The sequence below is a fragment of the Lacisediminihabitans sp. FW035 genome (assembly GCF_054880895.1).
The window spans coordinates 2,285,873-2,311,768 of record NZ_CM142187.1 but is presented as its reverse complement, the minus strand read 5'-3'; the positions used below and the strand labels follow the sequence as shown (position 1 = coordinate 2,311,768).

Here is a 25,896-nt window from a genome sequence, read left to right as displayed (position 1 = left end):
GCGACGTAGTCCGAACGAACCCGTTTTTGGATCGGGCGGCGGCTTGGTGGGGAGCGAGACCGAGTCAGTCCGAGCTACCGCCGCCGCACCTTCAGCACGCGATAGCCCTTGTTCGTGGCCGCGCGCGACACCGCGAAGTCGACGGGAAGCCAGCCTTCGAGCCAGCGGTGAAGGGAGTCCGAGCCGAGATTGCGCTGCACGACGAGCCAGGCCTCGGACTCCGGCTCGAGGCGGGGCAGCCAGAACTCGAGCATCCCGTGCAGCTCGTTCTTGCCGACCCGGATGGGCGGGTTGGACCGGATCGTCATGAAGCCCACGTCGGCGGGAACATCTTCGGGGGTCACCGCGTTGATGTTGGTAATACCCAGCGAGTCGGCGTTGCGCCGCACCAGCTCGAGGGCGCGGGTGTTCACATCGACCGCCCACACGGTCGCGTGCGGCGACTGGAGGGCGAGGGTGAGGGCGATCGGTCCCCATCCGCAGCCGAGGTCGAGCAGGTTGCCACCGGGTGGAGCCGGGGGAGTGTTGGCGAGCAGAACCTGGGTTCCGGCGTCTATCCGTTCCGGACTGAAGATGCCGTTCGACGTCGTCAGCGCAAAGGGCTGGCCACCGAGCTCGACGTTGATCTGGCGGTACTTGAGCTCACTCTCGGGCAATTCAGAGAAGTAATGCTCAGTGGCCATGCAGAGAAACCTATCGAAATACGAGGAGCTAGGGTTAACCAGATGATTGAACCTGAAACAGCAGCACACGAGGATGACGATGCCGTCAGCCGCGTGCTGGCGAGAGCCGCGAGCAAGTCGGCCGGGTACACGCTGTTCGGCAGCGGAAACGCGATGAACGGCAGTGCGCAGGCTCTTCAGAGCCGCGGGGTGGAGTCGAATTCCGACGGCGACCAGTTCGACCGAGAAGACCGCCAGGCGCTGAGACGCGTCGCCGGGCTCTCGACCGAGCTCGAGGATGTCACCGAGGTCGAGTATCGGCAGCTGCGCATCGAGCGCGTCGTGCTGATCGGCATCTACAGCCAGGGAAACACCGAAGAGGCCGAGAATTCGATGCGCGAACTGTTCGCGCTGGCAGAGACGGCCGGGGCGACGGTGCTCGACGGCCTTCTGCAGCGTCGGGCCACACCGGACCCCAGCACCTTCTTCGGCAAGGGCAAGGCCATCGAGCTGCGGGATGTCGTCGCCAGCGTCGGTGCGGACACCGTGATCGTCGACAGCGAGCTCGCCCCCAGCCAGAGGCGCGCGCTCGAGGATGTCGTGAAGGTCAAGGTCATCGACCGCACCGCCGTGATCCTCGACATCTTCAGCCAGCATGCCAAGAGCCGCGAGGGCAAGGCCCAGGTCGAACTCGCGCAACTCGAATACCTTCTTCCCCGCCTCCGCGGCTGGGGTGAATCGATGTCTCGCCAGGCCGGTGGCCAGGTGGGCGCCGGAAACGGCATGGGCAGCCGTGGCCCGGGTGAGACGAAGATCGAGCTCGATCGCCGCCGCATCCACACCCGCATGTCCCGGCTCAAGAAGCAGATCCTGGCCTTCAAGCCCGCTCGTGAGGCAAAGCGCGCGAACCGCAACCGCAACTCCGTGCCCTCCGTCGCCATCGCGGGGTACACCAACGCCGGCAAGTCGTCGCTGCTCAACCGCATCACCCGTGCCGGGGCTCTCGTGGAAAACGCGCTGTTCGCGACCCTCGACACCGCTGTGCGTAAGAACGAGACAGAGGAGGGCCAGGCCTACACGCTCACCGACACCGTCGGTTTCGTGCGAAACCTGCCCCACCAGCTGGTCGAGGCGTTCCGCTCGACATTCGAGGAGATCGCCGACTCGGATGTCATCCTCCATGTCGTCGACGGATCCCACCCCGACCCGGCGAGCCAGCTCGCCACCGTTCGAGACGTGATCGGCGAGGTCGAGGCCCGGCATATCCCGGAGATCGTGGTCTTCAACAAGAGCGACCTCCTCGATGACAGCCAGCGACTCGTGCTTCGTGGGCTCGAGCCGAAGGCGATCTTCGCATCGGCGCGTACCGGTGAGGGCATCGAGGACATCCTCGCCGCGATCGCCCGCACGCTGCCCGCACCGTCGATCGAACTCGACCTTCTCGTGCCCTACGACCGGGGAGAGGTGATCTCCTCTCTCCATGACCATGCGCGAATCGTGTCGACGGACTATGTCGAAGGGGGCACCCGGATCTCGGTACTCGTCACGGAGGAACACGCGGCGGCGCTGCGTCCCTTCGTGGTCGCCGAGCCCGCGGCCATCGTCTGACGGCGTAACACTTCTTCTCGCAGCGGGTCGGGTTGCTAGGCTGAAAACACGTCGAACGGTGAATTCATCCCTGAATCCGGTCGATGGAGCGACAGCCGAGCCCGGCATCCGCCCACAGGAGCCGATCGGCTTCGCATCCGTGCGATACGGCGGTGCAGTGGGCCCTCGGGCCACTCTCCCGCCGTTGTGAACCCTCGAGGACCAGACTGTGCCCGCTCCCGACAGCTCCGGCGAGAGCACTGTTGCGAGCGCTCGCATCCCGTTCTCATTCGAGCTGTTCCCGCCGCGTAACGAGGCTGCGGCGCACACGCTCTGGGACACGATCCAACAGCTCGCGTCCGTTGGCCCGGACTTCATGTCGGTCACCTATGGGGCCAACGGATCGTCTCGCGAGAGTTCACTCGAGGTGTTGCGCTACATCCTCGAACAGACCTCCGTGCATCCGCTCGCCCACCTCACTTGCGTCGGCTCCTCCCACTTCGAGGCGAATCGCCTTGTGCGGGAGTTCCTCGACGCGGGCATCACCAGTTTCCTCGCTCTCCGTGGCGACCCTCCACGCGGTGCCGTCGAGGGGGACCACTTCCTCGGCGACCTCGGGAGTGCGTCCGAGCTCGTTCAGCTCATCCACCGGGTGCAGACCGAACGGGCCCAGTATGCGACGCTTCCGTCGCGCAGCGCCTCCGGGGGTGGATCCATCCCCTCGACCCGCCAGAAGGTGCGGGTGGCCGTCGCGGCCTTCCCGAATGGGCATCCGCGCTCGAAACGTTCGAACCAGGACATCGACACCCTGCTCGCCAAGCAGGTCTCCGGCGCCACGGTTGCCATCACCCAGCTCTTCTTCCACGCGGAGGACTACCTCGGATTCGTCGACGAGGCGCGAGCGGCCGGAGTCACGATCCCGATCCTGCCCGGGCTGATGCCCGCCACCACGCCGACGCGGCTCGAACGCATCCTCGAACTCACCGGCGAGCGCCGGCCGGAGGAGCTCTCCCGCCGCCTTCACGCCTCGGACTCGGCCGACGAGCAGAGGGACATCGGAGTTGAGCATGCCGTGTCGCTCTCCCTCGAGATCCTCGCCGGGGGCGCGCCGGGCCTCCACCTCTACACTTTCAACCAGCACCGGGCCGTACTGTCCGTTCTCGACGGAGTCGGTCTCATCGCCGGGCTGACCTCACCAGAATCACCCAACCTCAAGGAATCCGTATGACGACCCCCTCATTCCCCACCGGCAGCATCTTGGGCTACCCCCGGATCGGCCGTCGCCGCGAGCTCAAGAAGGCCGTCGAGTCGTTCTGGGCGGGCAAGACCACCGCCGAGGAGCTCGAGGCGACCGCAGCCGAGTTGCGCCGCGTCACGCGCGAGCGCCTGGTCTCCCTCGGTCTGGGCGCGACCGATTCGTCGATCCCCGAGGCCTTCTCGTTCTACGACCAGATGCTGGATGCCGCGGTCACCGTCGGTGCCGTTCCCACCCGTTTCGCCTCCCTCGTCGCCGCCGACGGCACCGTCGACCTCGCCGGCTACTTCACGATCGCCCGGGGTGAGGGCAACAACACCCCCGCCGAGATGACCAAGTGGTTCGACTCGAACTACCACTACCTCGTGCCGGAGATCGGCCCGGAGACCGACTTCCACCTCGCATCCGACCGCCTCGTGCGCGAGGTCGCCGAAGCCACCACCAGCGGATTCCGCACGCGCCCGGTGATCGTGGGCCCGGTGACCTTCCTGCTGCTCAGCAAAGCGAGCGAAACCTCTCCGGAGGGCTACCAGCCGCTCGATCGGCTCGACGACGTGTTGCCGGTCTACGCCGAGCTACTCGCCGCGCTCACCGCCGTCGGAGCGGAGTGGGTACAGCTCGACGAACCCGCTCTCGTGAGCGAGTCGATCGAGGTCCCGCGCGACCAGGTGCTCGCGGCCACCAAGCGAGCCTACGACGCGCTCGGTGGCGTCGCGGTCCGCCCGCAGATCTTCGTGGCCGCTCCCTACGGCAGCCTCGACGACGCGTTGCCGGTGCTCGACTCGACGCCGATCGAAGCGATCGGCCTCGACCTCGTCAAGGGTTCCCTCCCGGAGGGATTCCACACCGAGAAGACCCTGGTCGGTGGCGTCATCGACGGGCACAACATCTGGCGCGGGGACCTCGCCGCAGCCTTCGGCACCCTCGAGGCGCTGAAGGCGCTGTCGCCGAGTGTCGCCGTCACCTCATCGACGAGCCTGTTCCACACTCCGCACGACGTGGCGGACGAGCCCTTCCTCGACGACCGCCTCAAGAGCTGGCTGGCTTTCGCCGACCAGAAGGTCGCGCAGATCGCCACCCTCGCGCAGGGACTCACCCACGGGGCATCCGCGATCCAGGGAGAGCTCGACGCGGCATCCGCAGCCCTCGCCGACCGCCGGGTCGCACCTGGTGTGCGCGACGGCGACGTCCGTGCCCGCGCCGCCGCCCTCACCGAGGCCGACTTCGGTCGCGGCGACTACGCCGAGCGGCTCGCAGCCCAGGATGCCGCGCTCAACCTGCCGTTCCTGCCGACGACGACCATCGGTTCATTTCCGCAGACCGGTGACATCCGCAAAGCCCGCGCGGCCAACGCGAAGGGGGAGATCAGCGAGAACGAGTACATCGACTTCCTCAAGGCGGAGATCCGCAGTGTGGTCGAACTCCAGGAGGAGATCGGCATCGATGTGATCGTGCACGGCGAGCCCGAGCGCAACGACATGGTGCAATACTTCGCGGAGCACCTCGACGGATTCGCCGTGACGCAGAACGGCTGGGTGCAGTCCTACGGCAGCCGCTGTACGCGCCCGTCTATTCTGTGGGGCGATGTCGCGCGCGAGGCACCGATCACGGTCGAGTGGTCCGCCTACACGCAGAGCCTCACCGAGAAGCCGGTCAAGGGCATGCTCACCGGGCCGGTCACCATCCTGGCCTGGAGCTTCGTGCGCGACGACCAGCCGCTGGGGGAGACCGCCAACCAGGTCGCCCTCGCCCTCCGGGACGAGATCGAGGACCTCGAGGCTGCAGGCATCGGCATCATCCAGGTCGATGAGCCGGCGCTGCGCGAGCTGCTGCCGCTGAAGAAGGCCGACCAGCCGGCCTACCTCGACTGGTCGGTGCGGTCGTTCCGTCTCGCGACGGCGGGTGTCGAGCCGAAGACGCAGATCCACACCCACCTGTGTTACTCCGAGTTCGGCGTGGTCATCGACGCCATCGACAACCTGGATGCGGACGTCACGTCCATCGAGGCTGCCCGGTCGAAGATGGAGGTCGTTCCCGACATCCAGCGCAGTGGCTTCGGTCGCGGGATCGGCCCGGGCGTCTACGACATCCACTCCCCGCGGGTGCCGTCGGTCGAGGAGGTCACCGACCTCATCGAGATCGCGCTCGGTTCGATTCCGAACCGCCAGGTGTGGGTGAACCCGGACTGTGGCCTCAAGACCCGCGGATACGACGAGACTGTCGCGTCGCTCACGAACGTCGTCGCTGCGACGCGTGCCGTGCGCGAACGGGTGCACGCGCACTAGCGGAGCGGCTTCCTCCGCGCTTCTTCTTTTCTTCGTAACCGGGGCCATCGCGGACACTCCGGGCCGGCACGCCGGCCCGGTTGGTCCGCGATGGCCCCGCTTCGGTGGGGGAGTGCAGCCGCGCCGAGTCGCCTTCCGGTCGCTCGCGGAGGAGCACGGGCGTCGTGGCGGGAGTTGCGTCTCCCGCCGCGAGGTGTTCAAGCCCCCGGGAGAAGATCCGCGAGGGTCTCGAAGGGCAAACTGCCTGCCGAAGATCCCCGCGACGACTCGACCTTGCGGTTCGGTAGGTCCGGCTGCGGGCTGCGTCGGATGTGCGATCGGTCGGGCCCGGCGTCGATGTGAACCGAACCAGGGCACTCTCGGACACTCCGGGCGGGCGCGCCGACCCGCCTGGTCCGTTTAAGCCCGGTTTCGGGGCGGGAGTCTGCGCCCCGGACCGAGCTGCCTCAGACGGAGCGCAGCACCGCGACTACCTTGCCGAGCAGCTCGGCGTAGTCGCCGAGGATCGGCGCGAACGCGGTGTTGCGCGGCAGCAGCCAGGTGTGGCCATCACGCTGCTGGAACACCTTGACCGTCGCCTCCTCGTCGAGCATCGCCGCGACGATGTCGCCGTTCTCCGCGTTCTTCTGCTGGCGCACGACGATCCAGTCGCCATCGCAGATCGCCGCGTCGATCATCGAATCCCCGACGACCTTGAGCATGAAGAGTTCACCCTTGCCCACGAGCTGGCGGGGGAGAGGGAACACTTCGTCCACCATCTCTTCGGCCGTGATCGGGATGCCGGCGGCGATCCGACCGACGAGAGGCACCATGGCTGCGTCACCGATCGGAGTCGGGTTGTCGGAGACGACCGCGCCCTCCTCCTGCTGGATGTCGATGAGCACCTCGAGCGCACGCGGCCGGTTGGGGTCGCGTCGCAGGTACCCGCTGAGCTCGAGCTGGTTGAGCTGATGGGTCACGCTCGACAGTGACGAGAGCCCGACGGCATCCCCGATCTCACGCATGCTCGGCGGGTAGCCGCGGGTGGCGACAGCGCGCTGGATGAAGTCGAGGATGGCGAGCTGCTTGTCACTCAGGCTTTTTCGGCGGCGTGTGCCGGGCTTCTCCTGCAGGGGCCCGGCTTCGCGCGCACCTCGTGCCGGCGTGCTGGCCTCGCCTGAATCCATCTCGCTCATCTCACTCCTGCTTTCGGGGAACCGACTATCTGGAACCGCACTTCGCCGAGCTGCTTCGACCGCCATTGCGGCAATGTCGGTGGCTGCTGGTTGTCTGATCTCCAGACAATCGAAACTGTATCCACGTTTCAGGCTCGAAACAAACACCTGTTCGAGTGTGTTGCGGATCCATTCCCGAGAAAGTCGAAGACGGAGCTTGAATTCCCACTACTTCGAAGGTATGTTCGGAACAAAGCTTCGTATCCGGCACTCCCGGCCGAGTGTCGGATACGAAAACCCTGTAGGTGCAGAGCACGACACGGAAGGCAGCACGATGAGTACAGCAGTCATGAGCACGGCGCGTTTCAGCACCCCCGCCCGGATCAGTGCCACGCGCTCCGAGGTCACCCCGCGCCTCGACTCCGCTCGTCCCTCGCATTTGCGCATCACTCGCCGCGGGTATGCGCTTCTCACGTTGGTCGTGGCTGCCCCCCTCGTGATCGCTGCTGTCGGATTCGCCGTGAACGGTGGTGGAGCAGCGGCCGGCGCGGATGCTTCGTCGGTCGTATTCGAACACGTGACGGTGCAGCCGGGCGAGAGCCTGTGGCAGCTAGCCGGGGAGATCGCGCCATCATCCGACCCGCGGGATGTCGTGTCCGACATCGTGCAGCTCAACCAGCTGAACAGCGCCGAAGTGCAGCCGGGCCAGAGTCTGGCAGTACCGCTCAAGTATTCCCACTGAGAGATGCCGAACGGCCCGCTGACGACGAGCAGGGCCACTCCTCACCCGCACCCCTAAAATTGACGAGTGGTTTCCCTCGACGATCTGCCCATCCGTGACGACCTGCGCGGCCTCACCCCCTACGGTGCACCGCAGGAGCAGGTGCGGATCCGCCTGAACGTCAACGAGAACACCCATCCGATCCCCGAAGCGGTGGCCACGGACATCGTGACGGCCCTCGCCGCCGCCGTGCTCGGGGTGAACCGCTACCCGGACCGCGAGTTCACGGAGCTCCGTGACAGCCTCGCCGGCTACCTCGGGTGCGGGCTCACCCGGGACAACATCTGGGCGGCGAACGGCTCAAACGAGGTGCTCCAGCAGATCCTCCAGGCCTTCGGAGGTCCGGGCCGGAGCGTCCTCGGCTTCCCGCCCACCTACTCGATGCACTCGATCATCGCGTCCGGCACTGGCACGACCTGGATTGCCGGCGAAAGGGATGACGCTTTCGAGATCTCCCCGCAGACGGCGGTCGAATGGATCCGGAAGACAACTCCTGACATCGTGTTCTTCTGCTCTCCCAACAACCCCACCGGTACGCCGCTGTCGCTCGAGACGATCGTCGCGGCCTACGACGCGACCGACGGCATCGTCGTGGTGGACGAGGCCTACGCGGAATTCGCGCCGGCGGAATTGCCCACCGCACTCAGCCTGCTCGAGGGCCGGGAGCGACTGATCGTCTCCCGCACCATGAGCAAGGCGTTCGCGTTCGCCGGGGCTCGCCTTGGCTATCTCGCGGCCGATCCCGCGATCGCCGACGCGCTCCGCCTCGTGCGCCTGCCCTACCACCTCTCCGCCCTCACCCAGGCGGCGGCGATCGCCGCGCTCGCCCACAGCGACGAGATGCTGGCGATGGTCGACGACATCAAGGCCCAGCGCGACCGCCTGCTCGAGGAGCTTCCGCGGCTGGGGTACCCGGTCTGGCGCAGTTGGGCAAACTTCGTCTTGTTCGGGGGAGTGGACGACCCGCACGCAGTCTTCGAGGCCCTACTCGAACAGGACATCATCATCCGCGATATCGGGATCCCCCACCACCTGCGTGTCACGGCGGGCACGGCGGCGGAGACCTCCGCCTTCCTCGCTGCCCTCGGATCCCTCGGCGATCCCGGTGCGGTCACAGGGGGTAACGGCACGGATGACGGCGCAGACGCTCTCGGTAGGATTGGCGCATGAGCCCCCAGCGCGTCGCACACCTCCAGCGTGAGACGAGCGAGTCGAGCATCGACCTGTCGCTCGACCTCGACGGCACGGGTGTGTCCGACATCCAGACCTCGGTGCCGTTCTACGATCACCTGCTCACCGCGTTCTCGAAGCACTCGCTCATCGACCTCACCGTGCGGGCCAGCGGCGACACCGAGATAGACGTGCACCACACCGTCGAAGACATCGGGATCGTGCTCGGCAAGGCCATCAAGGACGCGCTCGGCGACAAGGCAGGGATCGCCCGCTACGGTGACGCGCTCGTGCCCCTCGACGAGGCCCTGGTGCAGGCAGTGGTGGATGTCTCGGGCCGACCGTACCTCGTGCACAGCGGCGAGCCCGCGGGCTTCGAGTTCCACCTCATCGGCGGCCACTTCACCGGATCGATGGTGCGCCACGTCTTCGAAGCCATCAGCTTCAACGCGGGACTCACCGTGCACATCACGGTGCTGAGTGGCCGTGATCCGCACCACATCGCCGAGGCAGAGTTCAAGGCTTTCGCGCGCGCCCTGCGCACCGCCGTCGAGCCGGATGCCCGGGTCACGGGCATCCCGTCCACCAAGGGCGCGCTCTGACCATGAGTCGCCCTTCCGTCGTCGTGCTCGACTACGGCAGCGGCAACGTGCACTCGGCCGCGAAAGCACTCGAGGCTGCGGGAGCCGATGTCGAACTCACCGCCGATCGCTCTCGGGTTCTTGCGGCGGACGGCCTGCTCGTGCCGGGTGTCGGTGCATTCTCCGCGGTGATGTCGGCGCTGGAGTCGGTTCACGGCGGAGAACTCGTCGACCGCCGGCTGGCCGGGGGCAAGCCGGTGCTCGGTATCTGCGTGGGCATGCAGGTGCTCTTCGGCCGCGGTGTCGAGCGGGGAGTGGAGACCGAGGGTCTCGACCAGTGGCCCGGGGTCATCACCGAGCTCGACGCGCCGATCCTTCCCCACATGGGGTGGAACACCCTCGAGGCCCCGGCGGACTCGGTACTGTTCGACGGCATCGCCGATGAACGTTTCTATTTCGTGCACTCCTACGCCGCCACCGAGTGGACCCTCGACGTGATGCCGCCCTTCCCCGAGCCCAGGCTCACCTGGGCCGAGCACGGTAGCCGGTTCCTTGCGGCGGTAGAGAACGGGCCGCTGAGCGCCACCCAGTTCCACCCGGAGAAGTCGGGGGGGCCGGGTATCCGGTTGCTCTCCAACTGGCTCGAATCCCTGTAATCCTCCCGTCCCCCACCAGAAATGACCCGATGAGCGACCTCGCCTCCACTCCAAAACTCGTGCTGCTGCCGGCGATCGATGTCGCCGACGGCCAGGCCGTGCGACTGACCAAGGGGGAGGCCGGCAGCGAGACGAGCTACGGCGACCCGGTGGATGCCGCGGCCGATTGGACCTCGCAGGGCGCGGAGTGGATCCACCTCGTCGACCTCGACGCCGCGTTCGGCCGGGGCAACAACCACGAGGCGATCCGCTCGGTGATCAAGCGAGTCGGAGGCGACGCGCTCATCGAACTGTCCGGTGGCATCCGTGACGACGCGAGCCTCGAAGCGGCCCTCGAGACCGGTGCGAAGCGCATCAACCTCGGCACCGCGGCGCTGGAGAACCCAGACTGGGCTGCCCAGGCGATCGCGAAGTTCGGGGAGCTCATCGCGGTGGGTCTCGACGTGCGCGGCACGACCCTCGCCGCCCGCGGCTGGACAAAGGACGGCGGGGATCTCTTCGAGGTGCTCGATCGCCTCGAGGCCGCCGGCTGCGCGCGGTATGTCGTGACGGATGTCACCAAGGACGGCACTTTGCAGGGTCCGAATCTCGAGCTGTTGCGGTCGGTCGCCGAGCGCACCGACCGGCCGGTCGTCGCCTCGGGTGGCATCTCCAATCTCGACGATATCGCCGCGCTTCGCGACCTCGTGCCGCTCGGAATCGAGGGCGCCATCGTGGGTAAGGCGCTGTACGCCAAAGCCTTCACCCTCGCCGAAGCGCTCTCGGTCGCGTCCGACTGAGCGCATCGAGCATCACCGTGTCCGATTCCGCCGGTGTGCCCTGGGAGGGGCGCAGTTTCGGCCACGGCCCCGCGTCGAATGACGACGGGTCGATGCCCGCCGCGCTGGCGCGTGCTCTCGGCCGATTCCTTCAGCGGGAGGTCGGAGAGGCCGCAGTGGTCGACGCTCTGCGCGAATCGCGCCTGCTGATCCCGCTCGTAGCGCACCTCGGCGAATCCGGCGCCGGAGCACACGGCCACACCGTCGACAAGAGCGCCGAACTGTCCATCGTGACCGTCGCTGGGCCCGACGGTCGCAATGTGATGCCCGTCTTCAGCTCGGTCGAGGCCATGAGCCGCTGGAAGCCGCTGGCTCGACCGGTGCCGGCCGATGCCGTGCGGGTCGCCCTCGCCGCCGCGAGTGAGGGCACGGAGCTCGTGGTGCTCGACCCGACCTCGGCGACCGAGTTCGTGATCCGCCGGCCGGCGCTGTGGGCGATCGCGCAGTCGCAACCGTGGATTCCGAGCTACCTCGACTCCGGGCTGCTCGAGCAATTCCAGGCAGCCATCGCCGGGGAATCCGCCGTCACCTCCGTCCGCCTCGAACCCGGGGACCCGGATGCCCGGCTCGCCGGTCCCGAACTCGTGGTGCACCTCGCCCTGCTGCCCGGTCTCGACCGGGTCGAGCTGGATGCCGTGCTTGCGCGCCTGCAGTCGCGCTGGGCGGCGAGCGAGGCGATCGCCGCCGGGGTCGACTCCCTCGCGGTGCGACTCGGTACCGCCGGGGCGTAGAAGTGCAGGGGCGTGATATTGATCGAACTGGGGCGAGCTCCGGGCCGTTTTCGACGCTGAGCCACTGATAAGCTGTAACCCCGTGGTGAACAAACAAAACGCGGACACAACCAAGCACATCTTCGTCACTGGTGGGGTCGTTTCGAGTCTCGGTAAGGGACTCACGGCAGCCAGTCTCGGAAACCTCCTCACGGCCCGCGGACTCCGCGTCGTCATGCAGAAGCTCGACCCGTATCTCAACGTGGATCCGGGCACGATGAACCCGTTCCAGCACGGCGAGGTCTTCGTGACCGACGACGGGGCCGAGACCGACCTCGACATCGGCCACTACGAGCGCTTCCTCGACATCAACCTCAATCAGGCCGCGAACGTCACCACCGGCCAGATCTACTCCACCGTGATCGCGAAGGAGCGCCGCGGCGAGTACCTCGGCGACACGGTGCAGGTCATCCCGCACATCACCGACGAGATCAAGCGCCGGATGCGGCTGCAGGCCAGCGAGACCGGCTATATGGGCACGGGCAAGCCCGACGTCATCATCACCGAGGTCGGCGGCACCGTCGGCGACATCGAGTCCCAGCCGTTCATCGAGGCCGCCCGCCAGGTGCGCCACGAGCTCGGCCGAAGCAACGTCTTCTTCGTACACGTGTCACTCGTGCCCTACCTCGGTGCGTCCGGGGAGCAGAAGACCAAGCCCACCCAGCACTCCGTCGCGGCCCTTCGCTCCATCGGTATCCAGCCGGATGCCCTGGTGCTGCGGTCCGACCGGCCGGTCTCCGAGTCCAACAAGCGCAAGATCGCGCTCATGTGCGACGTGGACGAGCAGGCCGTCGTCAACGCGATCGACGTGCCGTCGATCTACGACATCCCCACGATGCTCCACGACCAGGGGCTCGACGCCTACATCATCGACCATTTCGGGCTCGAGGCCGACGAGGTGGACTGGTCGGGCTGGAAGGACCTCCTCACCGCGGTGCACCAGCCGAAGCACGAGGTGACCATAGGTCTCGTCGGCAAGTACATCGACCTCCCCGACGCCTATCTCTCCGTGACCGAGGCGCTTCGTGCCGGCGGCTTCGCCCAGCAGACGAAAGTGCTCATCCGCTGGATCCCGTCGGACGAATGCGAGACTCCGGAGGGCGCGGCGCGCCTGCTCTCGGACGTCGACGGCATCTGCGTGCCGGGAGGATTCGGCGTGCGCGGCATCGAGGGCAAGCTCGGGGCGCTCAAGTTCGCGCGCGAGAACGGCATCCCGGTGCTCGGACTCTGCCTGGGGCTCCAGTGCATGGTGATCGAGTACGCGCGCAACGTGGTCGGGCTCAGCGGGGCATCCTCCTCGGAATTCGACCCGGAGACCGAGTTCCCGGTGATCGCGACGATGGCGGAGCAGGTGGAGATCATCGCCGGGGGAGACCTCGGCGGCACGATGCGCCTCGGTCTCTACCCCGCGGACCTCGCCGAGGGGTCGATCGTCGCGGGCGTCTACGGATCCGCTCGCGTCGAAGAGCGCCACCGTCACCGCTACGAGGTCAACAACGCCTACCGCGCGCAGATCGCGGCGGCCGGACTCGACTTCTCCGGAGTCTCCCCCGACCGTCATCTCGTGGAGTTCGTCGAGCTCCCGCGCGACGTGCACCCCTACTACGTCGGCACGCAGGCGCACCCGGAACTTCGCTCGCGACCCAACCGCGCGCATCCGCTCTTCCAGGGGCTCGTCGCCGCCGCCCTCGAGCGCCAGGAGGCCACCCGCCTGTTCACCGTCCAGGACGCGTGACCATGGCAGAGCCGCTCGCCGACGAGGTCTACCCCGTCACCGTGGTATCGAGTGAGATCGTCTATCCCGGCATCGTATGGAATATCCGGCGCGACGTTTTCGAATACGGTGACGCGGTGCCGGTCGAGACCATCACCCGCGAATACGTCGATCACACCGGCGCGGTGGCCATCCTCGCCCTGGACGACCAGGACCGAGTGCTGCTCATTCGCCAGTACCGTCACGCCATCGGAACGCGTGAATGGGAGATTCCCGCCGGACTGCTCGACATCGACGGTGAGCCGCCAGTCGTCGGCGCGATGCGCGAACTCGCCGAAGAGGCGGATGTCGTGGCCGGTGAATGGCACCTGCTGAGCGACTTCTACTCCACGCCCGGCGGCAGCAACGAGGCCATCCGCATCTATCTCGCTCGCGGCCTGAGTGCGTCCGGCGAGACCTTCGAACGCACCGACGAGGAGTCGGACATCGAGAAGCGCTGGGCTCCGCTCGACGACGTCGTCGCCGCGGTGCTCGGCCGCACTGTCGGCAACTCGATCCTCTCCATCGCCGTGCTCACGGCGTTCGCCTCGCGGGCCGGCGGCTGGGCGAGCCTCGGAGCCGCCGACGCCCCCTGGCCGCGCCATCCGAAGCTCCGCAGCCGTGACTGAGAGCACCCCGCTCGAACGGTCGATCGACCGCTACCTGCGGCACGTGTCGATCGAGCGCGGGTTGTCGAAGAACACGGTCTCGGCCTATCGGCGGGACCTCGCGGCCTACGTTAAGTTGCTCAAGAAGCGCGAGGTCACGACTCCGGAGGGCATCTCTCTCGCCGATGTCTCGGCCTTCGCGCAGCACCTGCGCACCCGCGGCGAGAAGCCGCTGACGGCATCCTCCCTGGCGCGAATGCTGTCGTCGGTGCGCAGTCTGCACCGCTTCCTGCTCGACGAGGGACTGGTGGCGACGGATGTCGCGGCCGAGGTGACCCCGCCGAAGCTCGCGAGCCGCCTTCCGAAGGCCATCACCATCGAGCAGATGACCGCCGTGCTGGACGCCGCGTCCGGGGACGACCTGCAGTCCCTGCGCGACCGCGCGCTGCTCGAGCTGCTGTACGCCACCGGTGCCCGCATCTCCGAGGCCGTCGACCTCAATGTGGACGACGTGATCGGCACGGAGGGTGCGAGCGTCGATGTGGTGCGCCTGTTCGGCAAGGGCGGGAAGCAACGCATCGTGCCGCTCGGTTCCTATGCCCGAGCCGCCATCGATGCCTACCTCGTGCGGGCGCGGCCGCTGCTCTCCACCAGGGGCACGTCGACCCCCGCGCTCTTTCTCGGCATCCGAGGGCAGCGGGTGTCGCGGCAGAACGCCTGGCTGATCATCCGCGCGCGGGCGGAGCAGGCGAAGCTCGGTTTCGAGATCTCGCCTCACACGTTCCGCCACTCGTTCGCGACGCATCTGCTCGCCGGCGGCGCCGATGTGCGCGTCGTGCAGGAGTTGCTCGGGCACTCCTCAGTCGCCACGACGCAGATCTACACCCTGGTGACGGCCGACACCCTGCGCGACATGTACACGACGGCTCATCCGCGCGCCCGCTGACGCCGGGGGAGCGCGGCGCCGCCGGGGGGCCGCGCGGCCGGCGCGGGGCGGCGGGGCGGAGCGGCCCGTTGCCACGTCACCCGTCACAAGCGGCTGCCCTGGCGCCGCCGGGGAGCAGTTTGCGACGGATCACCGGGTGCCGCCGAGCGGCCGCCGGGCGACACTCGTCCGGTCCGGCATCCATCCGGCATCCATCCGCCACACACTGCTGCCGTGGGCCAGCGAGGGAGCAGTTTGCGACGGATCACCGGGTGCCGCCGAGCGGCCGCCGGGCGACACTCGTCCGGTCCGGCATCCATCCGGCATCCATCCGCCACAAACTGCTGCCGTGGGCCAGCGAGGGAGCCGTTTGCGACGGATCACCGGGTGCGGCCGAGCGGGTGATACGCCGACACCCGCGTGCCGCATACAGCCGTCCCGCGTGCCGCACACAGCCGTCCCGCGTGCCGCACACACCCGTCCCGCCACCGGCGGGCGCGCCACCGCGCGCGCCGGACGTGGCGAGTCTGACCGGGCGAGTCTGACCGGGCGAGGCACGCGCCATCGATAGAATCGTCAGCATCGGCAGCGGCCGGTGACATAAGGGTAAGGAATGTCGGGATGACAGCGAAGCGGGACAAATCGGCTGAGGAACTCCCCGGTTTCGACCGGGTCGTGAATGGCCCGACCGGTCGCCCGCTCACCGCATTTCCCGAGCCGCCGGTGCTGGCATCCAACGGACCCGCCCGCATCATCGCCCTCTGCAACCAGAAGGGCGGCGTCGGCAAGACCACGACCGCGATCAGCCTCGGTGCCTCGCTCGCCGGCTACGGCCGCCGGGTGCTCGCCGTCGACTTCGACCCGCAGGGCGCCCTGTCTGCCGGGCTCGGCGTGCCGAGCCACGAGGGCTCGAACATCTACGACCTCATGCTCGGCACCGTGAAGGATGCCCACCAGGCGATCCGCACGACCTCGACTCCCGGTCTCGACGTGATCCCCGCAAACATCGACCTCTCTGCCGCCGAAGTGCACCTGGTCAACGAGGTGGCCCGCGAGCAGATCCTCGCGCGAGTGCTCCGCCAGGTCAGCGGCGAGTACGACGTGATCCTCATCGACTGCCAGCCCTCCCTCGGCCTTCTCACCGTCAACGCCCTCACGGCCGCCCACGGGGTGCTCATTCCGCTCGAGTGCGAGTTCTTCGCGCTTCGCGGGGTCGCCCTGCTCGTGGAGACCATCGACAAGGTGAAGGATCGCCTCAACCCGGCCCTGCAGCTCGACGGCATCCTCGCCACGATGTACGACTCCCGCACCCTGCACTCCCGCGAGGTGCTCGAGCGGGTTGTCGAGACCTTCGGCGACCGCGTCTTCGAGACCGTGATCGGGCGCACCGTGAAGTTCCCGGATGCGAGCGTCTCCGGCACCCCGATCACCCAGTTCGCCCCCGATCACGCGGCTGCCGGGGCCTACCGCCAGCTGGCAAGAGAGTTGATCGCCCGTGGCGCGGTCGCCTGAGAAAGCCAGGTCGCCTGAGAAAGCGGTCGCCGCAGAGGCATCAGATGCCTCCGGCTTCTCGGTGAGCCTGAGCAACTTCAGCGGACCGTTCGACCTTCTGCTCTCCCTCATCGGCAAGCACGAACTCGACATCACCGAGATCTCGCTCAGCATCGTCACCGGCGAGTTCATCGCCTACCTCAAGCAGCTCGACACCGACACGGAGCTCGATCAGGCGAGCGAGTTCCTTGTCGTCGCGGCGACCCTCCTCGACCTCAAGGTCGCCGGTCTTCTTCCCCAGGGCGAGCTGGTGGATGCCGAGGATGTCGCGCTGCTCGAGGCGCGCGACCTGCTCTTCGCTCGCCTGCTGCAGTATCGGGCGTTCAAGGAGGTGACGACCTGGTTCTCGGCCCAGTTCGACGCGGAGTCCACCCGACACGTGCGCACCGTGCGGCTGGAGGAGAAGTTCCGCAAGCAGACGCCGGAGCTCGTCTGGACCCTGAGCCTCGAGGACTTCGCGGCCCTCGCCGCTCTGGCCTTCGCGCCGCGCGAGCTTCCCACCGTCGGGCTCGATCACCTGCATGCGCCGCTGGTCAGCATCCGGGAGCAGGCTGCTCACGTCGTCGCACTCCTGCGCCGCGGTGAGCCGATGACTTTTCGCCAGCTCATCGCCGGCGTCGAGCAGAAGGGCGTGATCGTGGCGCGATTCCTCGCGATTCTCGAGCTCTACCGCGGCGCATCCCTCGCCTTCGAACAGCTCGAGCCGCTCGGCGAACTCACCGTGCGCTGGACGGCCGAACACTGGTCGGAAGACAACCTCGCGAGCCTGGGATCAGACTATGGAAATTGACATGCTGGACGAAACACCGGTCACCGCGACCGCCCCCGTGGATGTGGAACGGGGCATCGAGGCGATCCTGATGATCGCGGACGAACCGCAAACCCTCGTCTCGCTCGCGACCGCGCTGGGCGTGCCCGTCGCGGCAGTGCGGCAGTCCATCGAGCGGCTCGTCGCCGACTACGACGGGCATGAGGGGGCGAGCATCCGTCGCGGCTTCGAGCTGCGTGAGGTCGGCGGCGGATGGCGCATCTATGTGCGCGGCGAGTATGACGACGTCGTGCGCGACTTCGTTCTCACCCAGAACCCCACGCGTCTGTCGCAGGCCGCACTGGAGACTCTCGCCGTGATCGCCTACAAGCAGCCGATCAGCCGCGGTGCGATCGCCTCCATCCGCGCCGTCAACGTGGATTCGGTCGTGCGCACACTTCTCGGCCGCGGTCTCATCACCGAGGCCTTCACCGACAGCGAGACCGGCGCAATCCACTACGCCACCACCGACCTCACCCTCGCCCAGCTGGGCATCAACTCGATCGACGAGCTTCCGGCGATCTCGCCGCTGCTCTCCGACGGATCGGACGGTTTCGCCGATGTCCTCTGACGAACACGAGTCCTCTGAGAACGCCGCCGAAGCGTCGCCGGCCTCCGACGACGGCGTGCGCCTGCAGAAGCTCATGGCGGCTGCGGGGGTCGCCTCCCGTCGTGTCTCGGAGAACATGATCGAGGCCGGGCGCGTCGAAGTGAACGGCGAGGTCGTCACCGAGCTCGGGCGCCGCGTGCTGCCGACGGATCTCGTCTGGGTCGACGGGGTCGCCATCCAACTCGACACCTCGCGCCGCTACCTCATGCTCAACAAGCCGGTGGGAATCGTCTCCTCGCTTCAGGATGACCGCGGCCGTCCGGATCTGCAGCGCTTCGTCTCCCGCTTCGATGAGCGCCTCTTCAACGTCGGGAGGCTCGACGCCCAGACCTCCGGCCTGCTCATCCTCACCAACGACGGCGAGCTCGCGCACGTGCTCGCGCATCCGTCGTTCGGCGTGATGAAGACCTACATCGCCAAGGTGGAGGGCAGGGTCTCTCCCCAGACCATCGCCGCGCTCACCAGCGGTATCGACCTCGAGGACGGCCCGATCGCGGCCGACAAGGCACGCATCGTCGGCCAGGCCGGCGCTCGCGAGACCATCGTCGAGATCACCCTGCACTCCGGGCGCAACCGCATCGTGCGGCGGATGCTCGAGGAGGTCGGCCATCCGGTGATCGATCTCGTGCGTCGGCAGTTCGGTCCGCTGCATCTCGGATCCCTCGCCGCCGGCGACATCCGCGACCTCACGAAGGCCGAGCTCGGCGCGCTGCTGACGATCTCGCGCGACGCGACATCCGCTCCCGTCGAGGCCGACTCCGAGGGGGCGGACTGATGGCGGTTCGGGCGATCCGCGGGGCGATCCAGCTCGACAAGGACGACCGCACAGAGGTGATGCACGCCACCGCCGAACTGCTGTCGAAGACCCTTCACGCGAACGAGATCGACACCGAGGCGCTGATCTCGGTGATGTTCACCGCCACTCCCGACATCACCAGCGAATTCCCGGCCCTCGCGGCACGCGAGCTCGGTCTCGGTGACGTGCCGCTGATGTGCGCGGTGGAGATGGATGTCGCGGGATCGATGCCGCGCGTCATCCGCCTGATGGCACTGGTGGAGTCGGACACTCCCCGCAAGTACATCGTGCACACCTACCTGCGCGGCGCGGTCGCGCTGCGGCTCGATCTCGCCCAGTAAGCAATGACGACAGCTACGGAAACCACAACATGAACGGAAGCCGCATGATCGGCGAGGTGCGCGTCGTCGGCACGGGCCTGCTCGGCGCGAGCGTCGGCCTCGGACTCCGCGCCCTCGGCGTGGACGTGATCGTGCACGACTCCTCGCCGGCCAACCTGAGTCTCGCCATCGACTACGGCGCCGGCCGTGCCGCTCGTGACACCGACAATCCTCGCCTCGTGGTCGTCGCCGTGCCCCCGGATGTCACTGCTCGTGTCATCGCCGAGGAGCTCACCGCCTTCCCCGATGCCCTGGTGACGGATGTCTCGAGCGTGAAGGTCGCCGTGCTGGCCGGGGTGCGCGCGGCGGGAGTCGATGTCGACCGCTACGTCGGCTCGCATCCTCTCGCCGGTCGGGAGCGCGGCGGACCGATCTCGGCCCGCGGCGACCTCTTCCTCGGGCGGCCCTGGGTGATCACACCGCATGACGGGATGCCCGCGGCGCAGGTCGGCGTCATCGAAGACCTCGTGCTCGATCTCGGCGCGGTCCCCGTGATCATGACCGCCGAGCAGCACGACACCAGCGTCGCGCTCGTCTCGCATGTGCCGCAGGTGATCGCCTCGCTGCTGGCCCGGCGACTCAGCGGGGGCACCGAATCCGCGCTCTCGCTCTCCGGGCAGGGACTGCGCGACACCACCCGAATCGCCTCGAGCGACGCCGAGCTGTGGGTGCAGATCCTCGGGGCGAACGCCGCAGCGGTCACCGCGGTGCTGCGCGACTACCGCGCCGACCTCGACCGTGCCATCGACACCCTCGACGCACCGCAGCTGCCGGGGGCCCGGCGCGCTCTCGCCGAGCTGCTGGCTGGCGGCAACACGGGAGTGGCACGCATCCCGGGCAAGCACGGCCAGGATCGACGCTTCAACCAGATCATCGTGATGGTCGACGACAAGCCCGGGGAGCTGGCACGCCTGCTCACCGAGATCGGGCACATCGGAGTGAACATGGAAGACCTCAGACTCGAACATTCGCCTGGCCAGCAGATCGGTCTCGCCGAGATCTCTGTGGTGCCCGAGGCCGAAGCGGGGTTGGTCGCCGACCTCGAGGCTCGCGGCTGGCGCATCGCGCAGGTGGGCGCGTGAGCGCGGCACCGCAGACGCGTGAACCTCGTGTCGTGGTGGCCATCGACGGTCCGGCCGGAAGCGGCAAGTCCAGCGTGAGCCGGGCATCCGCTCGCGCGCTCGGCTTCGACTACCAGGACAGCGGCGCGGCCTATCGGGCGCTCGCCTGGTTCGCGCTCGAAAACAACGTCGATACCGAGGATGCCGGGGCCGTGATCGCGGCGCTCCCGGCGTTCGACTATGAGATCGGCACCGACCCGGACCACTATTTCGTGCGGGTCGGGGGAGTGGATGTCACGGAGGCGATCCGCGACCCGCGGGTGACGGCGGTGGTGAGCGCCGTTGCGCGCGTTCCGGTGGTGCGGGCCTACCTCGTCGACCTCTTCCGCGAGGTCATCGATCGCAGCGAACAACCCGGCATCATCACCGAGGGCAGGGACATCACGACCGTCGTCTGCCCTGAGGCCGAGGTGCGGATACTGCTCACGGCATCCGAAGAAGCTAGAATGGCGAGGCGTTCCGCTGAGTTACCGTCGGAGTCGGCTGCGGCCGTTGCCGAAAAGCTCAGTTCTCGAGATGCCCAGGACTCCCGGGTCGTCGACTTCATGAACGCCGCCGAGGGTGTGACCACCCTCGATTCAACAGATCTCGACTTCGACCAGACCGTGCAGGCGGTAGTAGCCCTGGTGGCTCCGCTGGTCGAGTAGGGCGCTGAGCGCCCGTGTCGAGACCCTCAACAGGAAAAATTCCCCCATGCCAGACAACAACGACCAAGAGCACGACGAATACGGCGATCTCGATCCCAAGCTGAGCGAGAAGCTCGCCGTGCTCGACGAGTCCGATGCGCTCATGCGCGCCAACGCGCTTCGTGCGGGCCTCGAAGACTACGACCTCGACGAGGAAGACCGCGACCTCCTCGACTCCGCAACGGATGATCCGGATGCCGTCACCTACCTCCCGGCCCTTCCGGTGCTCGCGATCGTCGGCCGCCCCAACGTGGGCAAGTCGGCGCTCGTCAACCGCATCCTCGGGCGTCGTGAAGCCGTTGTGCAGGACACACCCGGCGTCACCCGCGACCGCGTCACCTACAAGGGCGAGTGGGCCGGACGCAATTTCACCCTCGTCGACACCGGTGGGTGGGAGCCCGACGCCAAGGGCATCAATGCCTCCGTCGCAGCCCAGGCCGAGATCGCAATCGACCTCGCCGATGCCGTGCTCTTCGTGGTCGACGCCACCGTCGGGGCCACCAGCACCGACGAACACGTCGTGCGCATGCTGCGTTCCACCAGCAAGCCCGTGATCCTCGCCGCCAACAAGGTGGACGACGCGCGCCAGGAGCCGGAGGCCGCCGGCCTCTGGAGCCTCGGCCTCGGCGAACCGTGGCCGGTCTCGGCCCTTCACGGTCGTGGGGTCGCCGACCTGCTCGACCACGTGCTCACCATCCTTCCCGAGGTCTCGGCCGTCGCGAAGGAAGAGGTCGGCGGACCCCGCCGCGTCGCCATCCTCGGCCGCCCGAACGTCGGCAAGTCGAGCCTGCTCAATAAGGCCGTCGGCGAAGAGCGCGTCGTCGTCAACGAACTCGCCGGAACCACACGCGACCCGGTCGACGAGCAGGTCGAGCTCGGCGGAAAGGTGTGGCGCTTCGTCGACACAGCGGGCATCCGTCGTCGCATGAATCTCGCCCAGGGTGCCGACTTCTACGCCTCGCTGCGCACAAGCGCCGCCCTCGAGAAGGCGGAAGTCGCCGTCGTCGTGCTCGACGTGAGCGACGTGATCAGCGAGCAGGACGTGCGCATCATCGACCTCGTGCTCGAATCCGGGCGCGCCCTCGTGTTGGCTTTCAACAAGTGGGACCTGATGGATGACGACCGTCGTCGGTACCTCGAGCGCGAGATCGAGCAGGACCTCGCGCACGTGGCCTGGGCTCCGCGCGTCAACATCTCCGCGAAGACCGGTCGTCACCTCGAGAAGCTGGTTCCCGCCCTCGAGCTCGCGCTCGCTTCGTGGGACACCCGAATCCCCACCGGCAAGTTCAACGCTCTCGTCGCCGAGCTCGCGGCCGAGCATCCGCACCCGGTGCGTGGCGGAAAGCAGCCGCGAATCCTGTTCGGAACCCAGGCCGCGACCCGTCCGCCGACGTTCGTGCTGTTCACGACCGGATTCCTCGACCCGGGCTACCGTCGCTTCATCACGCGCCGCCTGCGCGAGATCTTCGGTTTCGAAGGCAGCCCGATCAACGTGAACATGCGAGTGCGCGAGCGCCGCAAGCGCACCTAGCCCCGCCGCCGCGCCGGTCGAGTAGGAGCGCCCCCTTGCTGGTCGAGTAGGAGCGCCGCCTTGCTGGTCGAGTAGGAGCGCCGCCTTGCTGGTCGAGTAGGAGCGCTAGCGACGTGTCGAGACCCGCACGACGCAATCCGAACGATCCCGCCTTTGAATCGAGCGGCGGCATCGTGCTGAGCGAGACCCGCTGCCGCTCCAACCCCACCCCGGCTACCCCCGAGGAACCACCACGACCGGCACTCTCGCAGCCTTGAGCAGTCGCGACGACACCCCGCCGAGCAGCACTCGGCGTGCCGGTCCGTACCCGCGCGAGCCGCACACCAGCAGGTCGACGTCTTCCGGGCGGAGGTCAGCGAGCGCGTCGACCACGGATCCCTCCAGCAGCAGCGGAGTCGCGTCGATCCGCTTCGCAGCGTTCTCGAGTGAACGAGAGAACTGGGCTCTCTGCTCTGCGGCGAAGCTGGTCGGCTCGCCGAGGCTCGGCCGCACGAGGGTGTCAGGAAGCACACTCACGAGTTGCAGCGTCGCGCCTACTTCGGTCGCGAGTTCACCCGCGGTGGTGAGGGCGGCTCGCCCATCGGCCGTATCGATGAATGCGACCGCGACGCGCCTCATTGATGACGTGACGAATTCCTCGTAGGCCCAGGGAACGATGACGACCGGCCCTGGCGCACCCTGGAGCACTCTCTCGGCGGTGCTCCCCGGGGCAGTGCGACGGGTACCGCGGGTCTTGTGCGACCCCAGCACGAGGAGTGCGCCGGATCCGGCCGTTTCGAGGGCGTCGCTCAGCCCGTGCGACGCGGAGTCTGCGGCAATCGCTCGGTAACGGGCATCCGTTCCGGTGAGGATCGCGCGCGCGCCGCTCAAGAGGATCTCCGCCTGCTCGCGGTTGTAGGCAACCCACTCACTGTCGACCCGCCCCATGCCGATCGGCGCGGAACTCGGGTAGACGGTGATCACGGTGAGCGGACGCCCACTCGCTCGGCTCCAGGCGGCGGCGAACGCGAGCACGTCGGCGCCGGCATCTCCCTTGTAGGCCGCGAGGATGGGCGCGGCACCCGGCTGTTCGGCCATCAGGCTGAGGGTTCCGACGGCAGCTGCGCCGCCTCTCCGGTGCGCACGCGGGAGTGCTTTCGCGAGTAGGCGAAATAGATGATGAGTCCGATGACGAGCCAGACGACGAAGCGCAGCCAGGTCTCCCACGGCAATTGGGCGATCAGATAGCCGCAGAGGAGGATGCCGATGATGGGGAACACGGGGGAGAACGGCACCCGGAACGGACGCTTCATCTCGGGCTTCGTGCGTCGGAGGATGATGACTCCCACGTTGACGAGCACGAAGGCGAAGAGCGTGCCGATGTTGACGAGCTTCACGATCTCATCGAGCGGTACGAGGGCGGCGAGGATAGCGATCAGCACGCCGAATCCGAGGGTGAGCCGCGCCGGAGTCCCAAAGCGAGGGTGCACCTTTGCGAGGCGGCGGGGAAGCAGCCCGTCGCGGCACATGGCGAAGAAGATGCGGGTCTGGCCGTACATGATCACTAGCACGACGCTCGTGATCGCGATGAGCGCACCGGCGGCGAGCAGTCCTCCCGCCCAGGGGATTCCGGCTCCCTGGCGAAGGGCGGCAGCCAGTGGTGCATCGCTTCCCGACAGCAGCTTGACCGGGGCGACCCCGACGGCCGCGATTGCAACGAGCACGTAGAGAATCGTCGAGATGACGAGGGATCCGATGATGGCGATCGGAAGATCCCGTCCCGGATTCTTTGATTCCTCCGATGCCGTCGACACGGCATCGAACCCGATGTAGGCGAAGAAGATCACGCCGGAAGCCGAAGCGATTCCCCCGAACCCGTCCGGTGCGAAAGGGGAGAAGTGGTTGGAGTTGTAGGCGGTGAACGCCACGACGATGAAGAAGATCAAGATGATGATCTTTATCACCACCATGACGGCGTTGAATGTCGTGCTCTCCCGGGTGCCCAGAGTGAGCATGACGCTGATCACCAGCACGATGAACACCGCCGGGATGTTGAACACACCACCCTCGGACGGTGAGGTCGAGATCGCCGCCGGCAGCTCGAATCCGAAGGCGGCTCGCAGGAATTCGTTGACGTTTCCGCCCCAGCCGACCGCGACCGCAGCGACGGAGACTCCGTATTCGAGCACGAGGTCCCAGCCGATGATGAACGCCACCAGCTCGCCGAGCGTGGCATAGGAGAAGGTGTAGGCGCTGCCGGAGACCGGAACGCTCGACGCGAGCTCGGCGTAGGAGAGCGCGGAGAAACCGCAGGTGATCGCGGCGAGGATGAAGGAGATGAACAGGCTCGGACCGGCGAGCTTCGCTCCTTCCCCGATGACGACGAAGATGCCGGTGCCGATGATCGCGCCGACACCGAGGGCGGTCAGCGCGAACGGGCCGATCGTTTTCTTCAGCCCCTCCTCGCCCTCGGCCTCCTTTACGAGGTCGGCCACGGAGCGAGTGATGAAGAGGTCTTTCATTGCCATGGGATACCCCCGAACTCGGCCTCTTCTGAAGAGGCGATCGAAGCGACCAATGTGCCACAGAACCCGAATTGATGACACGGGTTGACGGGGGTAGACCGCGCGGTTACTTTTGGTCGCAGTGAGCTCGCCGCCGCTGGCTGCCGCTGGCCGCCGCTGGTCGAGTAGGAGCGCCAGCCACGTGGGCCGACACGACGCAGTCCGAACGATCCCGCTCTTGGATCGGGCGGCGGCTTCGTGGGGAGCGAGACCGCTTTGCTGGTCGAGTAGGAGCGCCAGCGACGTGTCGAGACCCGCCGTAGTGCAGACTTAACCAGTGTCCGACCGACCCCCGCCCCTCCCGCCGGGCTACATCCGCGATCCCGGCGATGCCTGGGTCTACGGTCCCGACGGCGCGAAATTCTGGGGACGTTTCGGCGCCGCCGGACTCCTGGTGTGGCATCCGTCCCTCGGAATCCTGCTGCAGCACCGCGTCGGCTGGAGCCACTTCGGCGGCACCTGGGGCCTCCCGGGCGGCGCCCGCAAGCAGGGCGAGAGTGCGGTCGACGGCGCGCTGCGCGAGGCCGCCGAGGAGGCGACCGTGCCGCCCGAGCTTTTGCGCATCATCCACACTTCGGTGCTCGACCTCGGCTTCTGGTCCTATACGACGGTTGTCGCCGAGGCGCTAGAGGAGTTCGAGCCGGTGATCGCGGATGCCGAGAGCGCCGAGCTGCGCTGGGTGCCGGTGATCGAGGTGGACGACCTGCCCCTCCACCCGGGCTTCGGTGCCGCCTGGTCTGACCTCCGCCAACTGCTGGTCGAGTAGGTCGCTCAGCGACCGTGTCGAGACCCACCACCCTGCCGGTCGAGTAGGTCGCCCAGCGACCGTGCGCCCACGCCGCCGGTTCCGAACGATTCGCCAGAA

At 67.5% G+C, this 25,896-nt stretch carries 25 protein-coding genes; 21 read left to right on the top strand and 4 right to left on the bottom strand.

The features are described 5' to 3' along the window. Positions 1-74: 74 nt before the first annotated feature. Positions 75-683: a class I SAM-dependent methyltransferase gene (locus tag ACVXZ4_RS11095; RefSeq protein WP_461794903.1), complete on the bottom strand. Its 609-nt coding sequence runs from the start codon at positions 681-683 to the stop codon at positions 75-77. 42 nt (positions 684-725) lie between these two features. Between ACVXZ4_RS11095 and hflX the strand changes: the two genes are divergently transcribed. The 3 genes from hflX (at position 726) to metE (ending at position 5,789) form a co-directional block, all read left to right on the top strand. Further along, entirely contained in the window at positions 726-2,270 is a 1,545-nt protein-coding gene (hflX, locus tag ACVXZ4_RS11090) for a GTPase HflX (RefSeq protein WP_461794902.1), read from the top strand. A gap of 208 nt (positions 2,271-2,478) precedes the next feature. Next, positions 2,479-3,477, top strand: a complete 999-nt coding sequence (locus ACVXZ4_RS11085; RefSeq protein WP_461794901.1) for a methylenetetrahydrofolate reductase — start codon at positions 2,479-2,481, stop codon at positions 3,475-3,477. Continuing rightward, the gene (gene metE / locus ACVXZ4_RS11080; RefSeq protein ID WP_461794900.1) at positions 3,474-5,789 is read left to right on the top strand and encodes a 5-methyltetrahydropteroyltriglutamate--homocysteine S-methyltransferase; all 2,316 of its coding nucleotides are present in this window, start codon (positions 3,474-3,476) and stop codon (positions 5,787-5,789) included. The genes ACVXZ4_RS11085 and metE overlap by 4 nt, the downstream gene beginning before the upstream one ends. Before the next feature lie 446 nt (positions 5,790-6,235). Here the strand turns inward: metE and lexA are convergent, their stop codons facing one another. Continuing rightward, positions 6,236-6,955 (bottom strand): transcriptional repressor LexA, encoded by a 720-nt coding sequence (gene lexA, locus ACVXZ4_RS11075; RefSeq protein ID WP_461797967.1) that lies wholly within the window; start codon positions 6,953-6,955, stop codon positions 6,236-6,238. Between the two features lie 322 nt (positions 6,956-7,277). On the opposite strand from lexA, the gene ACVXZ4_RS11070 reads away from it, so the two are divergent. From ACVXZ4_RS11070 to der, 17 genes are all read left to right on the top strand, one after another. Next, complete coding sequence (locus ACVXZ4_RS11070) at positions 7,278-7,685, top strand: LysM peptidoglycan-binding domain-containing protein (RefSeq protein ID WP_461794899.1); 408 nt, start codon at positions 7,278-7,280, stop codon at positions 7,683-7,685. A 66-nt stretch (positions 7,686-7,751) separates the two neighbouring features. Continuing rightward, positions 7,752-8,894, top strand: coding sequence for a histidinol-phosphate transaminase (locus ACVXZ4_RS11065; protein WP_461794898.1), 1,143 nt, complete (start codon positions 7,752-7,754; stop codon positions 8,892-8,894). Then, positions 8,891-9,496: an imidazoleglycerol-phosphate dehydratase HisB gene (gene hisB, locus ACVXZ4_RS11060; RefSeq protein WP_461794897.1), complete on the top strand. Its 606-nt coding sequence runs from the start codon at positions 8,891-8,893 to the stop codon at positions 9,494-9,496. Before ACVXZ4_RS11065 ends, hisB begins: the two co-directional genes overlap by 4 nt. A gap of 2 nt (positions 9,497-9,498) precedes the next feature. Continuing rightward, positions 9,499-10,131: an imidazole glycerol phosphate synthase subunit HisH gene (hisH, locus tag ACVXZ4_RS11055; RefSeq protein WP_461794896.1), complete on the top strand. Its 633-nt coding sequence runs from the start codon at positions 9,499-9,501 to the stop codon at positions 10,129-10,131. A gap of 29 nt (positions 10,132-10,160) precedes the next feature. Further along, positions 10,161-10,910, top strand: coding sequence for a bifunctional 1-(5-phosphoribosyl)-5-((5-phosphoribosylamino)methylideneamino)imidazole-4-carboxamide isomerase/phosphoribosylanthranilate isomerase PriA (gene priA, locus ACVXZ4_RS11050; RefSeq protein ID WP_461794895.1), 750 nt, complete (start codon positions 10,161-10,163; stop codon positions 10,908-10,910). Positions 10,911-10,921: 11 nt separating this feature from the next. Next, the gene (locus ACVXZ4_RS11045) at positions 10,922-11,680 is read left to right on the top strand and encodes an SseB family protein (protein ID WP_461797966.1); all 759 of its coding nucleotides are present in this window, start codon (positions 10,922-10,924) and stop codon (positions 11,678-11,680) included. Positions 11,681-11,744: 64 nt separating this feature from the next. Then, entirely contained in the window at positions 11,745-13,454 is a 1,710-nt protein-coding gene (locus tag ACVXZ4_RS11040) for a CTP synthase (protein ID WP_461797965.1), read from the top strand. A 2-nt stretch (positions 13,455-13,456) separates the two neighbouring features. After that, entirely contained in the window at positions 13,457-14,101 is a 645-nt protein-coding gene (locus ACVXZ4_RS11035) for an NUDIX domain-containing protein (protein WP_461797964.1), read from the top strand. Beyond that, entirely contained in the window at positions 14,076-15,026 is a 951-nt protein-coding gene (xerD, locus tag ACVXZ4_RS11030) for a site-specific tyrosine recombinase XerD (RefSeq protein ID WP_461797963.1), read from the top strand. Before ACVXZ4_RS11035 ends, xerD begins: the two co-directional genes overlap by 26 nt. 600 nt (positions 15,027-15,626) lie before the next feature. After that, positions 15,627-16,517: a ParA family protein gene (locus ACVXZ4_RS11025; RefSeq protein ID WP_461794894.1), complete on the top strand. Its 891-nt coding sequence runs from the start codon at positions 15,627-15,629 to the stop codon at positions 16,515-16,517. After that, complete coding sequence (locus ACVXZ4_RS11020) at positions 16,501-17,346, top strand: segregation and condensation protein A (protein ID WP_461794893.1); 846 nt, start codon at positions 16,501-16,503, stop codon at positions 17,344-17,346. Before ACVXZ4_RS11025 ends, ACVXZ4_RS11020 begins: the two co-directional genes overlap by 17 nt. Position 17,347: 1 nt before the next feature. Further along, positions 17,348-17,935 (top strand): SMC-Scp complex subunit ScpB, encoded by a 588-nt coding sequence (scpB, locus tag ACVXZ4_RS11015; protein ID WP_461794892.1) that lies wholly within the window; start codon positions 17,348-17,350, stop codon positions 17,933-17,935. Further along, positions 17,925-18,749, top strand: coding sequence for a pseudouridine synthase (locus tag ACVXZ4_RS11010; RefSeq protein ID WP_461794891.1), 825 nt, complete (start codon positions 17,925-17,927; stop codon positions 18,747-18,749). Before scpB ends, ACVXZ4_RS11010 begins: the two co-directional genes overlap by 11 nt. Next, the gene (gene aroH / locus ACVXZ4_RS11005) at positions 18,749-19,111 is read left to right on the top strand and encodes a chorismate mutase (RefSeq protein ID WP_461794890.1); all 363 of its coding nucleotides are present in this window, start codon (positions 18,749-18,751) and stop codon (positions 19,109-19,111) included. The genes ACVXZ4_RS11010 and aroH overlap by 1 nt, the downstream gene beginning before the upstream one ends. 29 nt (positions 19,112-19,140) lie before the next feature. Continuing rightward, positions 19,141-20,232 carry a prephenate dehydrogenase gene (locus ACVXZ4_RS11000; RefSeq protein ID WP_461794889.1) on the top strand — a complete coding sequence of 364 codons (1,092 nt, stop codon included), beginning with the start codon at positions 19,141-19,143 and terminating at the stop codon, positions 20,230-20,232. Further along, the gene (gene cmk, locus ACVXZ4_RS10995; protein ID WP_461794888.1) at positions 20,229-20,918 is read left to right on the top strand and encodes a (d)CMP kinase; all 690 of its coding nucleotides are present in this window, start codon (positions 20,229-20,231) and stop codon (positions 20,916-20,918) included. Before ACVXZ4_RS11000 ends, cmk begins: the two co-directional genes overlap by 4 nt. A 46-nt stretch (positions 20,919-20,964) precedes the next feature. Continuing rightward, positions 20,965-22,488, top strand: coding sequence for a ribosome biogenesis GTPase Der (gene der, locus ACVXZ4_RS10990; RefSeq protein WP_461794887.1), 1,524 nt, complete (start codon positions 20,965-20,967; stop codon positions 22,486-22,488). 213 nt (positions 22,489-22,701) lie between these two features. Here the strand turns inward: der and ACVXZ4_RS10985 are convergent, their stop codons facing one another. Continuing rightward, the gene (locus ACVXZ4_RS10985; protein WP_461794886.1) at positions 22,702-23,565 is read right to left on the bottom strand and encodes a universal stress protein; all 864 of its coding nucleotides are present in this window, start codon (positions 23,563-23,565) and stop codon (positions 22,702-22,704) included. Then, complete coding sequence (locus tag ACVXZ4_RS10980; RefSeq protein WP_461794885.1) at positions 23,565-24,995, bottom strand: amino acid permease; 1,431 nt, start codon at positions 24,993-24,995, stop codon at positions 23,565-23,567. Before ACVXZ4_RS10980 ends, ACVXZ4_RS10985 begins: the two co-directional genes overlap by 1 nt. A 313-nt stretch (positions 24,996-25,308) precedes the next feature. Here ACVXZ4_RS10980 and ACVXZ4_RS10975 point away from each other — a divergent pair, with 313 nt between their 5' ends. Further along, the gene (locus ACVXZ4_RS10975) at positions 25,309-25,797 is read left to right on the top strand and encodes an NUDIX hydrolase (protein ID WP_461794884.1); all 489 of its coding nucleotides are present in this window, start codon (positions 25,309-25,311) and stop codon (positions 25,795-25,797) included. Positions 25,798-25,896: the final 99 nt, after the last annotated feature.

Bases quoted from the DNA above. Each gene is read 5' to 3' on its own strand.
- ACVXZ4_RS11095 (WP_461794903.1), bottom strand. From the start codon at position 683: ATGGCCACTGAGCATTACTTCTCTGAATTGCCCGAGAGTGAGCTCAAG.
- hflX (WP_461794902.1), top strand. From the start codon at position 726: ATGATTGAACCTGAAACAGCAGCACACGAGGATGACGATGCCGTCAGC.
- metE (WP_461794900.1), top strand. From the start codon at position 3,474: ATGACGACCCCCTCATTCCCCACCGGCAGCATCTTGGGCTACCCCCGG.
- lexA (WP_461797967.1), bottom strand. From the start codon at position 6,955: ATGGATTCAGGCGAGGCCAGCACGCCGGCACGAGGTGCGCGCGAAGCC.
- ACVXZ4_RS11070 (WP_461794899.1), top strand. From the start codon at position 7,278: ATGAGTACAGCAGTCATGAGCACGGCGCGTTTCAGCACCCCCGCCCGG.
- hisB (WP_461794897.1), top strand. From the start codon at position 8,891: ATGAGCCCCCAGCGCGTCGCACACCTCCAGCGTGAGACGAGCGAGTCG.
- hisH (WP_461794896.1), top strand. From the start codon at position 9,499: ATGAGTCGCCCTTCCGTCGTCGTGCTCGACTACGGCAGCGGCAACGTG.
- priA (WP_461794895.1), top strand. From the start codon at position 10,161: ATGAGCGACCTCGCCTCCACTCCAAAACTCGTGCTGCTGCCGGCGATC.
- ACVXZ4_RS11035 (WP_461797964.1), top strand. From the start codon at position 13,457: ATGGCAGAGCCGCTCGCCGACGAGGTCTACCCCGTCACCGTGGTATCG.
- ACVXZ4_RS11025 (WP_461794894.1), top strand. From the start codon at position 15,627: ATGACAGCGAAGCGGGACAAATCGGCTGAGGAACTCCCCGGTTTCGAC.
- scpB (WP_461794892.1), top strand. From the start codon at position 17,348: ATGCTGGACGAAACACCGGTCACCGCGACCGCCCCCGTGGATGTGGAA.
- ACVXZ4_RS11010 (WP_461794891.1), top strand. From the start codon at position 17,925: ATGTCCTCTGACGAACACGAGTCCTCTGAGAACGCCGCCGAAGCGTCG.
- aroH (WP_461794890.1), top strand. From the start codon at position 18,749: ATGGCGGTTCGGGCGATCCGCGGGGCGATCCAGCTCGACAAGGACGAC.
- ACVXZ4_RS11000 (WP_461794889.1), top strand. From the start codon at position 19,141: ATGAACGGAAGCCGCATGATCGGCGAGGTGCGCGTCGTCGGCACGGGC.
- der (WP_461794887.1), top strand. From the start codon at position 20,965: ATGCCAGACAACAACGACCAAGAGCACGACGAATACGGCGATCTCGAT.
- ACVXZ4_RS10985 (WP_461794886.1), bottom strand. From the start codon at position 23,565: ATGGCCGAACAGCCGGGTGCCGCGCCCATCCTCGCGGCCTACAAGGGA.
- ACVXZ4_RS10980 (WP_461794885.1), bottom strand. From the start codon at position 24,995: ATGGCAATGAAAGACCTCTTCATCACTCGCTCCGTGGCCGACCTCGTA.